This window comes from Neisseria animalis, assembly GCF_900636515.1.
Classification (GTDB): domain Bacteria; phylum Pseudomonadota; class Gammaproteobacteria; order Burkholderiales; family Neisseriaceae; genus Neisseria; species Neisseria animalis.
The window spans coordinates 348,101-356,916 of sequence record NZ_LR134287.1 but is presented as its reverse complement, the minus strand read 5'-3'; the positions used below and the strand labels follow the sequence as shown (position 1 = coordinate 356,916).

Annotated in this window: 11 protein-coding genes, 1 tRNA gene and 1 other RNA gene; all 13 read right to left on the bottom strand. The window is 50.5% G+C overall.

Going from position 1 to position 8,816, the window contains the following annotated elements:
* Positions 1-247: 247 nt before the first annotated feature.
* The 13 genes from EL111_RS01730 to EL111_RS01670 all read right to left on the bottom strand — a co-directional run bounded on the left by EL111_RS01730 (position 248) and on the right by EL111_RS01670 (position 8,639).
* A complete protein-coding gene (locus EL111_RS01730; protein ID WP_123795301.1) occupies positions 248-1,876 on the bottom strand; it encodes an ESPR-type extended signal peptide-containing protein in 1,629 nt (542 codons plus the stop codon).
* Between the two features lie 1,091 nt (positions 1,877-2,967).
* Entirely contained in the window at positions 2,968-3,240 is a 273-nt protein-coding gene (locus EL111_RS01725; protein WP_415065771.1) for a helix-turn-helix domain-containing protein, read from the bottom strand.
* A gap of 184 nt (positions 3,241-3,424) precedes the next feature.
* Positions 3,425-3,823 (bottom strand): type II toxin-antitoxin system MqsA family antitoxin, encoded by a 399-nt coding sequence (locus EL111_RS01720; RefSeq protein WP_123795299.1) that lies wholly within the window; start codon positions 3,821-3,823, stop codon positions 3,425-3,427.
* 2 nt (positions 3,824-3,825) lie between these two features.
* Complete coding sequence (locus EL111_RS01715; protein WP_123795298.1) at positions 3,826-4,122, bottom strand: type II toxin-antitoxin system MqsR family toxin; 297 nt, start codon at positions 4,120-4,122, stop codon at positions 3,826-3,828.
* Between the two features lie 204 nt (positions 4,123-4,326).
* Entirely contained in the window at positions 4,327-4,746 is a 420-nt protein-coding gene (locus EL111_RS01710) for a type II toxin-antitoxin system VapC family toxin (protein ID WP_123795297.1), read from the bottom strand.
* Positions 4,746-5,003 (bottom strand): type II toxin-antitoxin system prevent-host-death family antitoxin, encoded by a 258-nt coding sequence (locus EL111_RS01705; RefSeq protein ID WP_123795296.1) that lies wholly within the window; start codon positions 5,001-5,003, stop codon positions 4,746-4,748. Before EL111_RS01705 ends, EL111_RS01710 begins: the two co-directional genes overlap by 1 nt.
* 357 nt (positions 5,004-5,360) lie before the next feature.
* Positions 5,361-5,446 (bottom strand) — tRNA-Leu (locus EL111_RS01700).
* A gap of 15 nt (positions 5,447-5,461) precedes the next feature.
* Positions 5,462-5,809 (bottom strand): preprotein translocase subunit SecG, encoded by a 348-nt coding sequence (secG, locus tag EL111_RS01695; protein WP_123795295.1) that lies wholly within the window; start codon positions 5,807-5,809, stop codon positions 5,462-5,464.
* A 5-nt stretch (positions 5,810-5,814) separates the two neighbouring features.
* Positions 5,815-6,591, bottom strand: a complete 777-nt coding sequence (gene tpiA / locus EL111_RS01690) for a triose-phosphate isomerase (protein ID WP_123795294.1) — start codon at positions 6,589-6,591, stop codon at positions 5,815-5,817.
* 132 nt (positions 6,592-6,723) lie between these two features.
* Positions 6,724-6,904, bottom strand: a non-coding RNA gene (gene ssrS / locus EL111_RS01685) — 6S RNA.
* Between the two features lie 7 nt (positions 6,905-6,911).
* Positions 6,912-7,211 carry a cell division protein ZapA gene (locus EL111_RS01680; protein WP_123795293.1) on the bottom strand — a complete coding sequence of 100 codons (300 nt, stop codon included), beginning with the start codon at positions 7,209-7,211 and terminating at the stop codon, positions 6,912-6,914.
* A 13-nt stretch (positions 7,212-7,224) separates the two neighbouring features.
* Positions 7,225-7,548: a hypothetical protein gene (locus tag EL111_RS01675; RefSeq protein ID WP_123795292.1), complete on the bottom strand. Its 324-nt coding sequence runs from the start codon at positions 7,546-7,548 to the stop codon at positions 7,225-7,227.
* Positions 7,549-7,649: 101 nt separating this feature from the next.
* Positions 7,650-8,639 (bottom strand): NAD(P)H-dependent glycerol-3-phosphate dehydrogenase, encoded by a 990-nt coding sequence (locus EL111_RS01670; RefSeq protein WP_123795291.1) that lies wholly within the window; start codon positions 8,637-8,639, stop codon positions 7,650-7,652.
* Positions 8,640-8,816 lie beyond the last annotated feature (177 nt).

The window sequence follows — 8,816 nt, the reverse complement described above, 5'->3', positions numbered from 1 at the left end:
GCGGCTGCACTCTTGGTGCTTTGCTTGGTGCGGTTGTAAATATTGGTTGCTCCGCCAGAGGTACCATCAACTGCGGTCGCGATCGCATCGCCCCAAGAGGCGTTGCCCGGGGTTTGCAATGAGAACGAGCTTATGCTTGCACGGTCAACCGCCGTAGCACGCGTACCGATGGCAATCACGTCTCTATTGTGTGTAGAGGCAGCCCGTGCAGCCGTTGTCGCACCGGCAAGTCTGTCTGAAACCGTGTTCAGACCAGCTTGGGCGTCTGTACCGATGGCGATAGAGTTGCTGCTTGCACCGCCGTTATAGCCTGCGGTGTGTGCCCCATACCCATTGCGATGTCGCCAAGGTTGGTCGCACCGCCGCCTTCGTGGTACAAGCCTCTGTTTTGTTTGTAGTTGTAGTAGAGTTTTTTGGCTTTTTCAAAGGTAGCAACTTCTTTCGGCGTGCTGGTCGGCATTGCCAAAATGTCTGCTTCGGATTTCAAATAGTAGTTATTGCCTGATTTATTGAAAATCAGAGCATTAAGTGCTTCGCCTTCTGCTGTGCCGCTTCGGTCGATTGGAGACGCACTCTCGCCATCGTTAACGTGGGTGTAATTCGGCTTGGTTTTCGCTGCCAGCATATAAAGCTGCGAGCCGTTTACCGCATCGGTAGAAGTCGCAGAGATTAAGCCTGCTGATACGTTTTGCAGACGGCGGCTGACGAGGATTTCTTTCTTATTGCCTTGCTCATCAGTGATGGTTTGCTTACCGCCCACAGACACCACAGAAATCGGCGTACCGCCTTCAAATTCGTGCGTAGTACCGCCTACCCAGCCTTCGTAATCCACGCCGTTGATTTCTACGCTGTCGTAGGTGGTGGTACCGGCGGTGTTGTCGGTTCTTTCAGCGGTAACGATGGAGTATGAACCTAGAGCTACTGAGTTTGGCACGTCTGCGACGCTGAATTGACCTAGTGCGGTTGCACCAGCAGCGGTTGCATCAGATGCGTTACCCAAAGCGGTCGCACCTACATTGTTTGCCAACGAGCCTGAACCTACAGCAGTCGCACGCAAGGCACTGGCTTTTGCCGCACCACCGATTGCGGTTGTGCGATCACCCGTTGCACTGGCGTGACCACCGATGGCAGATGCCCAATAGCCGTCTGCTTTTGATGATGAACCTGCTGCAATGGCGTGTGAATCATCTGTGTTGTCTACATCACGCAACTGAACGCCGTCGTCGCGGAATTTTTTATCGGAATCGTTGCTTGCAACGGCTTTATAACCCAATGCGGTTGAGTATTTGCCTGTGCCGTCTTCACTACCTGCTGTCGTAGCGTCAGAACCGATGGCAACGGAGTTTGAAGAAAGCGAGAAAGTGCTTTCACCGATGGCGGTAGATTGGTAGCCAGCAGCAGTTGTGCCGTCTGCACCGATAGCAGTTGCACCATTAGCACTTGCCGTAGTTTGCACACCGATAGAAGTCGCTTGCTGACCGGTGGCATTCGCTTGCTTACCAATGGCTACCGCACCGGATTCGTTTTTTGCACTCGCTACAGAGTCAGAACCTAGTGCATAAGTGTACGCACCTTCAGCCGTTGCACGACCGATGGCGATGCTGTATGGGTGGGTAGCAGTTGCTACGCTGTTGCCGTCATTATAGGTATAAGCGATACCATCTTGACCCGGCGATTCCACGGCAGTGGCTGCCACAGCAGGCGCGGACAGCGCCAAGCCGCCCAATGCTGCCAACACCGCGCTACGCAAGACGCGAACGCTGCTTACCGCGCTATCGCCCTTGCTGGAGGTCTTGCCGCGGTTTGAGGCAATCTCTGATACAACGACAATTTTGCCGAGGCTGGCGTTGTATTTGGTTTTGTAAATTTTATTCATATATAAACATTTCCAATGTTGTGTCTGACTTTTCCGATACCGCTGTTTTGCAGACGGCTTGGTTAGCCATTAGAAAAACTTATTAATCCAATTAATAAATATTATGGCTTCTGCTGGATTTTTATGCTGCGATATTCCGCTTACAAGGCATAAAAATGCACGATACCCTCAGGACGATTTCCATGCGGGCATTTTTCACTCACTCTCTTATTTTGTCATATCATGCCAATCCATGCAACATTCGTTAGAGAGCAGGCGGGCGTTTTGTTGCGCGCCAACAACTCTTTTCGGGCTGTCTTTACACTACCGCACCCCGCGCCCTGCTCCGTATGTTTGGGCTTTAAGCAAGTTTTGTGCCAATATCTTTTCTCGGGGGGGGGGGCGAGTTATTTTGAGTTAAATTTGGGAATGGTTGGCTAAGGGGTTTTTACAGGATTTTTCAGACGGATTTTTTGCTTATTTAATTTGAATTTTTTTGAATAATCAATTTAGGCCGTCTGCATATTTTGCACCCTTTTGCAGATGGGGTTTGTCGAGATGTGGGGGCGGTTTGCGGGAGTTTTTTTACTCAAACACAGGGCGACCGCAAGGCTTTGCTTGCTTGGATACGGATAACGGAACAATTTGCAGACGGCCTTTATCGATATGCAGGCAGTTTCAACGGATAATCCCGCCCTGCACCTTGCCTGCCGACTATTTCCCGCCGCTTATTGCACCGCACTTTATCCGCCCCTGCCACAAGGCGCAAAGCAATTTCCACAACGGCGGTTTTCTAAAAAAATGCGGAGCAGTTGCGGAAGTTTTTACCCAAGCACGGCGCAATAACAGGGATTTTTAATTCAATCACAGCTTAATAGTAGAGATTTCCCCACCCAAGCGCGGAGAAACGGCAGAAGTTGCTTAACCGATATGTGGGGCAATTTGCAGACGGCTTTATAGTCGAATAAAATAAGAATGAGACAAGGCAGCGAAGCCGCAGACAGTACACATAGTACGGCAAGGCAAAGCAACGCTGTATCATTCTTATTTTAAATGACTATAAAAAGGCCGTCTGCATATGGCGGTTTTGCAGACGGCCTTTTTTCGTTTGGCTAGGCGATGGCTTCTATGCCTTTGTTTTTAACCAGCGTAAGCAGCTTCAAGGCTGTACCGCTGGGCTTTTTCACGCCGCGCTCCCAATCGGAAACTTGGTTTTTGCTGATGTTGAGATGTATGGCAAATGCGGCTTGGGTCAGCAATTCGCGTTCTCTGATGGCTTTGATGTCGGCGGGGGTTAGGGGGGTGATTTTGGTCAGGCAAAGGCGATCCATCTCTTTCATTTTGCTGTCGCTCAATAGCCCGACTTTGTGCGCGTCTTCCATCATGCTATGCACGACTTCCATGATGTCGCTTTTGTATTTCATGGCTGTATCTCCGTTAATGCTTGTTGCTTGACGGCTGTGTCGATTTGTTCGTCTGTTATCGCCGGCATAACGGCGGCGGCTGTATGTTGGTTTGCTGTATGCGTGCTTAACGGGCGGCCTTTGTGGTTGCTCAATCGGGCTGCTCTTATGGTCGGATTTCCGACAATAAGGCGGGGTGTTTGTCTAAAATCTTGAACAGTTGCAACAATGCCAGCGGCGGGGTTGCTTTGCCTGTTTCGTAACGTGAAAAGGCGTTAACGCCACCACCGAAGATTTCTGCTGCTTGGCGCTGGTCCAGCTGCAGTTTCTTTCTCACGCTCTGAATATAGGCCGGGTCGGCAGTTGCGGAGTTTATTTGTTTGTTGAATGCCTGCATTGCCGCCATGATGCGGCGGCTTTCTGCTTCATCTGTTACGACTTCGTTGCAGGCGGGGCAATAATCGGCGGTAACGGCGGGGATTACGGTGTCTTGCCCTTTGTAGGTGTAAGGCATATCACGAGTGTCGCGGATTAATTCGGCTTGGTTGCAAACGGGACATTTCATGGTTACAACTCCTTGAATGATACAATCAATGCATCATCAATCACGGTTAATTTGAGATATACGCGGCCTAAATCGGTATCGGGTCTGTAAACGTCTTGCCAAATGGTGTGATTTGCGTGTGTTGTCATGCTTTTGTAAAAATCGGCGGGGGTTAGGTTGTGAACGACTGCAAGCATGGAATCATAATCAAAACCCATTTGTACTGCTCCGATTAAGGCGGTTTGGGTGGTTCTCACTTTGCCGCTCTTTAACAGGGCTTTGACTTTGGCCAGCTTGGTATGTGGTATTCGTTTTTCCATAATGGGGATTAATTAACCTTTTCGGTTAATATACCCGGTATTCCCTGCTTTGTCTATTCTGCTGTTTCCTGCGTATGCGGGAGCTGTTGTCAATGCAATAAAAAAACACCGCCGGCAAACGGCGGTGTTTGATGGTGGTTGCGCCGGGTTTTGCAGACGGCCTTTGCAGACGGCCTTTGTGTCGGGTTCGGACTACGGTTTCTCCTACTCGGTAAAGGGATTAAACAGCTTCGCGCCGGTGCGCTTGAAATCAGCGGTGTTGCGTGTAACCAGTATCAGGCGGTGCTGCTTGGCGGTGGCGGCTATCCATGAGTCGTTTTCGGGGCTTTTGTCGGAAATATGCAGCGCGACGCATATCTCGGCGGTGCTTTCGTCTATCGGCAGGACGCGGTTGGAAAACATTTTTTCTTTGATTTCCGCCAACCATTTCCGCAATATTGTGCCTTGTGCTTTGTCTTTGCGCTCCATGCCTAAAACGCCTCTTTCCAACTCCATGACAACTACTGTACTGGTGTAAAAAAGACGGCTGTCGGTATTTTCCAGCCAAGCGGTAAAGTTTTTGTCTGCTTTGCCGCGTTTGACCTTCCGCATTTCACTAATGATGTTGGTATCCAGCAGGTACATTATTCGAACTCCACGGTTCGACGTTGTGCCGGGCTTCGCGGGGGGATTTCCAATTCTATATCGGCTGCGTCTGATTCTATGCTGTTCAATACGTCCAAGGCGGTTTGCTTTTTACCCGTCAGCCGCAAATATTCGGTATGGCTGAGCAATACCAAATCGGGTTTGCCCCGATTGGTAATGAATACGGGTGCGGTGTGTGCGGCTTTTTGGGCTTGGCTGGTGCGTTGGTTAAATTCGCGGCTGCTGAAAGTTTGCATGATGACACCTCCTCTTTTGGATTTATGTATCGATGTTATGACAATTTAGTGTGTGCGGCAAGTGTACGCAAGCGAAAGATACCGGCACGGGGGCGGTGTTTGATTGTCGGTTGCCGTTGTATCGGTAAGTCGATGGGAGTTTCGGGCGGTGGCGCAAAAAATCTAATCCGGAGCAAAGTTTTATCCGTTTTATAGTCGAATAAAATAAGAATGAGACAAGGCTGCGAAGCCGCAGACAGTACACATAGTACGGCAAGGCAAAGCAACGCTGTATCATTCTTATTTTAAATGACTATAGATTGGGTTGATGGTATGAGATGTAAAAAAACCCGCTGTTTCCAGCGGGCTTTTTTTATTTGGTGCCGACAGCGAGACTCGAACTCGCACAGCCTATGGCCACTACCCCCTCAAGATAGCGTGTCTACCAATTCCACCATGTCGGCTTTAATCTGTTTTGTTTACTGCTGCACCGGGGCGGCAGGTTGTGTGCTGGCCGGCGCGCTTTGGGTGTTTGCCGGTTTGCTTTGTTGTACGTTGCTGAAATCCAATCCGTGACGTGTAGTATTGGAGTGGATATACACCATTGCCATGCAGGTGGCGAAAAATACGGTTGCTGCGATGGCGGTAGAGCGGCTCAGGAAGTTGGCGTTGCCGCCGGAGCCGAATACGCCTTGTGCGCTGCCGCTGCCGGAACCGAAAGTAGCGCCTGCGTCCGCACCTTTGCCGTGCTGCAACAATACCAGCACGATAACGGCTAATGCGGACATGATGTTGAATATCCAAATAATGGTTTTAAAGGCTTCCATATTCTTTACTTGGCGGCTTGTGCTGCATTAATGATGGCGGTAAAGGAGTCATAGGATAATGACGCGCCGCCGACCAATGCGCCATCTACATGCGGTACGGCAAAAATATCTGCGGCGTTTTCTGCTTTGACACTTCCGCCGTAAAGAATGCGGATTTTAACATCGTCTCCGCACAATGACAAGATTTGTTGGTAAATAAATGCGTGCATTTCCGCAATTTGCTGTACGGTGGCGACTTTTCCTGTGCCAATCGCCCATACCGGTTCGTAGGCTACGGCGATTTCTTTGGTATCCAATCCTTGTAAAACGGTAAGCTGATGGGCGATGACTTCTTGTTCTTTGCCTGCTTCGCGCTCTTCGAGGCTTTCGCCGACGCACAGCAGCGGAATGAGGCCGACATTCAGGACGTTTTCCATTTTACGGCGTTGGATTTCGTTTTTTTCGCCAAAATACAGGCTGCGCTCGGAATGGCCGATGAGTACGATGTCTGTGCCGATGTCGGCCAGCATTTCTGCGGATACTTCGCCTGTGTAGGCGCCGTTGTTGGGGAAGCGGCTGACGTCTTGGGCGCAGGTGAGAATGCGGTTATTGAGCACTATCTGCATGGCGTTGTGCAGTTGCAGCAGGTAAACGGTGGGGGCTGCCAAGCCGATGAGTACGCGGTCGGCGGAGGGAAGTATGCGGAAGCGGTGCATAAGGGCGTTGTTGTTTTGCAGACGGCCGTTCATTTTCCAGTTGCCGATTACCCATTTTTGTTCCCAAATGCTGGTATTGTGATGCATCTTTTTTGCTCCATGCGTACTGGTTTGGTGTTGCAGAGTGTAATTCATCTGTGTTGGCTTGGCAATATTCCGGCGGCACGCTGTGCCGTCTGAAATATTGAAGCCATACTCTTGGGGAGTATGGCTTGTATGGGAATCCCCGCTGATGCCGCTCGGGCGTAATCCGCTTGAACCTTGCTGACAAGGCGGTCGCCTCGGGTAGTTTCGGGTTCGTCTGTAAACAGACAATCGCGCCCACTACTGCTCCCGGCAACCTTAAGCGAACTTATTGGTTCAAAGGAATTGTATGCCTTCACGCACACCGCAGGGAAAAAGGGAACTTACTGCTCCAAGCGGGACAGGGCTTTGTCGCACGCTTGGGTCATGTCTGATATTTTACGCTCAAATTCTCCGATTGCCAAATCGTCTTTGAAGGTGGTTTTGAGCAGGTCGTGTACGACGTTGAGCGCGGCCATAATCAGGATTTTGTCGCTGCCGACAATGCGGCCGCTTTCTTTGATGGCTTCGCTTTTTTTGTTCAGCATTTCCACGGCTTGAAGCAGGGTGTCTTTTTCTTCGCTCGGGGTGTTGACGGTAAAGTTGACATTCATGATGTCGATTTGGACTTGTTCGATGCTCATGTATGCTCCTTTATCAATAGGTTTCTTCTTGCGGCAGGCGGGAAAGCAGGTGGCGGACTTTTTCGGCACTCTGCGCCAAGGCGTTGCGGTATTGCTCTTTTTCTTCGGTCAATACGTCGATTTTGCTTTGCAGGTCTTCTTTGAGTTTGCTCACTTGGACAAGCAGGGCTTCGCTCAGTTCGTCTACTGCGGCTTCGTGTTCGCGCTTGCTTTGTTCCTGCTCGAGTTTCAGGCGGCTGATTTCTTCTTGCAGGCGGCGGTTTTCGCCAAGTATGGTTTCAAATTTCTGCGCCAACTGGTAAACGCTGATTTCGAGTTTTTCTAGGGATTGGTTCATGTGTGAATCGCCGGTTCGGGTTAGTGGACAGGCAGGAATACCGCCTGAATGTTTCAATTAGGCCGTCTGCAAATTCGATGGGATTTGCAGACGGCTTGGGGTTATTCAAAACGCGCGCTGCGCTCCATCAGGCGTTCCACAACTTGCTGCGGGGTCATTTCTTTGCGGATAAGCTGAAGCAGGGTTTGGGTAATCGGCATATCGATTTGGTATTTGCAGGCGGTGTTGAACACTTCTTCGATGGTGCTGACACCTTCGGAAACGTGGCCGATTTCTTTGAGGACTTCATACAGCTCTTTGCCTTCTGCCAAGCCCAATCCAACACGGCGGTTGCGCGAAAGTGCACCGGTGCAGGTAAGAATCAGGTCGCCCATGCCTGCCAAGCCCATCATGGTTTTAGGCTGCGCGCCCATTGCGGTGGCAAGGCGCGTAATCTCGGCCAATCCGCGCGTAACCAAGGCGGCGCGGGCATTCAGGCCGTATTCGAGACCGTCTGAAAGTCCGGTGACAATCGCCATAACGTTTTTTACTGCGCCGCCGACTGCTACGCCGATAACGTCGCTGCTGCCGTACAGTCGCATGACATTGCTGTTGAGCTGTCCTACCAGCCCTTCAATCCATTCGGTATTTTCGGAAGCGAGTACCACGGCACAAGGAAGCTGCTGCGCCAATTCCTGCGCGAAGCTGGGGCCGGACAATACGCCGATTTTTTTGTTTTCCGGCAAAACTTCTTTGACAACTTGGAAAGTCAGCAAGCCGGTATCCTGCTCGAAGCCTTTACATGCGGCCAATACGGGCAAATCCCCTGCATTGTGGGCTTTCAGCAATTCGCAACTGCTGCGCAGACCGGCAACGGAAGTAACCACCAACACCAGCCCGCTGTCTTTCAATGCTTCTGCCAAGTCGGTGTGGGGCGTAAGGTTTTCCGGAAAGGGAAACCCTGCCAGTGCTTTTTTATTTTCACGTTCGTTTTGCAGGGTATGGATATGTTCCGCATTCCGCGCCCACAAAGCAACTTCGTTGCCGTGTTGTGCAAAATGGATTGCCAACGCCGTACCCCAAGAGCCGGCGCCCATTACTGTTATTTTCATGCTCTGCTTTCTGATCAGTCGATTTTTCCAACTTTAAAACAAACCGCTTTGCGGTGCAAGCAGCCGACTGCGGTTTACTCGAACTATGGATTAAATTAAGTAAAACTATAGCAAAGTTTTCCTTGATTTGCCGCAAAAAAGTCATGCGCCCTTCTGCGTACACTTTACATTCATCAG

What these genes read in the sequence shown, in the direction of transcription:
- EL111_RS01730 (WP_123795301.1), bottom strand. Translation starts at nt 1,876, where the DNA reads ATGAATAAAATTTACAAAACCAAATACAACGCCAGCCTCGGCAAAATT.
- EL111_RS01725 (WP_415065771.1), bottom strand. Translation starts at nt 3,240, where the DNA reads ATGATGGAAGACGCGCACAAAGTCGGGCTATTGAGCGACAGCAAAATG.
- EL111_RS01720 (WP_123795299.1), bottom strand. Translation starts at nt 3,823, where the DNA reads ATGAAATGTCCCGTTTGCAACCAAGCCGAATTAATCCGCGACACTCGT.
- EL111_RS01715 (WP_123795298.1), bottom strand. Translation starts at nt 4,122, where the DNA reads ATGGAAAAACGAATACCACATACCAAGCTGGCCAAAGTCAAAGCCCTG.
- EL111_RS01710 (WP_123795297.1), bottom strand. Translation starts at nt 4,746, where the DNA reads ATGTACCTGCTGGATACCAACATCATTAGTGAAATGCGGAAGGTCAAA.
- EL111_RS01705 (WP_123795296.1), bottom strand. Translation starts at nt 5,003, where the DNA reads ATGCAAACTTTCAGCAGCCGCGAATTTAACCAACGCACCAGCCAAGCC.
- secG (WP_123795295.1), bottom strand. Translation starts at nt 5,809, where the DNA reads ATGGAAGCCTTTAAAACCATTATTTGGATATTCAACATCATGTCCGCA.
- tpiA (WP_123795294.1), bottom strand. Translation starts at nt 6,591, where the DNA reads ATGCATCACAATACCAGCATTTGGGAACAAAAATGGGTAATCGGCAAC.
- EL111_RS01680 (WP_123795293.1), bottom strand. Translation starts at nt 7,211, where the DNA reads ATGAGCATCGAACAAGTCCAAATCGACATCATGAATGTCAACTTTACC.
- EL111_RS01675 (WP_123795292.1), bottom strand. Translation starts at nt 7,548, where the DNA reads ATGAACCAATCCCTAGAAAAACTCGAAATCAGCGTTTACCAGTTGGCG.
- EL111_RS01670 (WP_123795291.1), bottom strand. Translation starts at nt 8,639, where the DNA reads ATGAAAATAACAGTAATGGGCGCCGGCTCTTGGGGTACGGCGTTGGCA.